The organism is Tenacibaculum finnmarkense, assembly GCF_900239185.1.
GTDB lineage: Bacteria > Bacteroidota > Bacteroidia > Flavobacteriales > Flavobacteriaceae > Polaribacter > Polaribacter finnmarkensis.
The window spans coordinates 1-2220 of the sequence record NZ_OENA01000068.1 but is presented as its reverse complement, the minus strand read 5'-3'; the positions used below and the strand labels follow the sequence as shown (position 1 = coordinate 2220).

Below are 2220 nucleotides of genomic sequence, written 5' to 3'. Positions count from 1 at the left end.
TGCTGCTTTGTTTAAAAACTGTGGTATCATTGGAACTAAACCGCCCAAGGCTTCTGTAACCTTTTGAAAACCATCACTTTCAAAAAAGCTTTTTTTATCAATTAATGCTTTTTGAATATTTAATTCAGTACGTTCTTTTGAGGTTGCATCTTTTAATCTTAGAACATGATTTTCTTCTTTTAATGTTCTAATTTCTGATCGGTAGTCTTTAACATCTTCTTCAAGTTCTGCAACTCGCTTTTTATGATCGCCTGAACGTTCTGCATCTACAAATGCGCCTAAATATTGCATATTTGCAAGATTTGGCATTTGACTACCTGAATAATCAGGATTATTTTTATTAGATTTTCCCATTTCACTTTTTGGATTTTCTGGATTTTCTGGATTTTTTGGATTATTTAGATTATCCTGAATATTTACAATGATGTTTTCAACTCCGAGCCGTGGGTTTACTTTCTCGTTTCGAATACGCCCAAATTTAAAAGTCGTTTCATTGTATTGTTTTTGCTTCAGATGGTTAAAAAGACCTTCAACAGAACCGTATAATTCATTAATATCATCAGCTGAAAACCAATTTTTATTTTTACGAACCTCTTTTATCAGCTTGTTATTATCGCTGTCATAAATTGTTACCACGCAATGTGGACTTCTCAATATGTGTTCAATCTGTTTTATCGTTTCCATCTGTTACAATTATTCTACTAATAAAATCCTTACAATAGATTTCATTTCATCATTAGAGGCTTTGCTTGGTTTAAAATGCAATTCGCCGTTAATAATAGGGTGGTTTGATTCTAATTTATATGGCTTGTCACCTGAATACAATACGCTTTCTACGTTATCTAATATTAATTTATCAGCCACGTTTAGCGGTAAAACTTCGATATAAACAATGCCTTTACATTTATTTATTTCAGATAAATCAATTGTAAAAGCACCTGTATAAGTGTCTTTTTTTAAGAGCGTTTTTAAATGGCACATTCATCAGCCGCTTTTATTGTAAATACAAATTCTCCCACTGGCGGAAAGTCATCGCCGATAGTTTCCCAACGAATTTTAATCTGCTCGTTATTGTTTAGGTTCATTTCAACTTCTTTAAAACCTTTTTCACTCCAATTTTTACGCTCAAAATCACGTAAATCACAAGGTTTAGTAACTAGCTTGTCGTTTCCGTTTTCTATACGAATTTGAGTATAAGAACAGATAAATGCCTTTAATTCTGGAATACTTGTATCATCCGCCGCAGGTGTTTTGTCTCTTCCTTGATAATCAATAGCCGACCAAGTATCTAGTTTTTTAACATAAGAGTTAAAATGTATTCCGATTAGCTTACCTTTTGGCAAAGTATCTGTAATATCATCTATTAAATAAGGTTTGAAATCTATAATATCATTTTCACGATGCTTTAATAATTTTTTGTTTACCTGAATAACATGATATATTGTTTTTTCTGGTTTTTTGATTATTTCCATTTTTTGGATTTTATAAAAAAACCGCAATACAGTTGATTGCGGTTTTTTTCTGTTTATTTATCGTATTTATGCAGCACGCATACCGTAAGTGGTCATCCCATTAAAACGAATAGAAACAAATAATTTCTTTCCTACAGGTAATGTTGCTTTTAAATTTTTAGGATAGTCAATATATAAATCAATTGCGCTCACATCTTCTACTAATACCATAGCACCTAAATCTCTAAAAGTACCCGATTCATTTCTGTTATCAATTATATTACTGATTGGTAAATTAATTAATGATTGCGAATCTTGGCTTAATTTCAAGTTTGCAAAACGTAAATAGTTTGGTACTTTTCTGTAGTCAAAAGTTAAAGTATGAGCTACAGAATCTTCATCAGCAACAACAAAGCCAAAAGCAACCCCATCTAAAACGGCAATTTTACCTTTAGATAAAGCATTTCCGTTAAAATTGTTCAAGCCTGGGACTTGTTTGGTATCTCCTTGGATTAATGATACTAAAGATCCAATATTAGCCTCTGTCGTAACATATAATTCGTTATCCATTGGCTTCATTTTTTTTGGATTCCATTCCATTTGATACTTTTCACTATCCTTGTATTTTGATTTTAAAAATTCCGTTACTCTTAAATATCTCTCTTGGTTGCTTAATAAACTCATCTTATTTGTATTTCTTTATTATTAATATTGTTGTTGTTGTACTTGTATTGTTATTTCTTATGATGCAAATGATACTTCATCATCT

The 2220-nt window shown here is 31.0% G+C and carries 4 protein-coding genes; all 4 read right to left on the bottom strand.

Annotated features, from left to right (window positions below):
• On the bottom strand, positions 1-684 hold a 684-nt coding region (locus AQ1689_RS09220; RefSeq protein WP_219618442.1), incomplete at its 3' end, for a hypothetical protein.
• Positions 685-693: 9 nt separating this feature from the next.
• On the bottom strand, positions 694-981 hold the full coding sequence (locus tag AQ1689_RS09215; RefSeq protein ID WP_058885399.1) for a hypothetical protein: 288 nt from the start codon (positions 979-981) through the stop codon (positions 694-696).
• Positions 969-1472 (bottom strand): hypothetical protein, encoded by a 504-nt coding sequence (locus AQ1689_RS09210; RefSeq protein WP_101955905.1) that lies wholly within the window; start codon positions 1470-1472, stop codon positions 969-971. The genes AQ1689_RS09215 and AQ1689_RS09210 overlap by 13 nt, the downstream gene beginning before the upstream one ends.
• A gap of 66 nt (positions 1473-1538) precedes the next feature.
• On the bottom strand, positions 1539-2135 hold the full coding sequence (locus tag AQ1689_RS09205) for a hypothetical protein (protein WP_101955904.1): 597 nt from the start codon (positions 2133-2135) through the stop codon (positions 1539-1541).
• Between the last annotated feature and the right edge of the window lie 85 nt (positions 2136-2220).

Coding starts and splice junctions, on each gene's coding strand:
- AQ1689_RS09205 (WP_101955904.1), bottom strand. CDS start 2,135: ATGAGTTTATTAAGCAACCAAGAGAGATATTTAAGAGTAACGGAATTT.
- AQ1689_RS09210 (WP_101955905.1), bottom strand. CDS start 1,472: ATGGAAATAATCAAAAAACCAGAAAAAACAATATATCATGTTATTCAG.
- AQ1689_RS09215 (WP_058885399.1), bottom strand. CDS start 981: ATGTGCCATTTAAAAACGCTCTTAAAAAAAGACACTTATACAGGTGCT.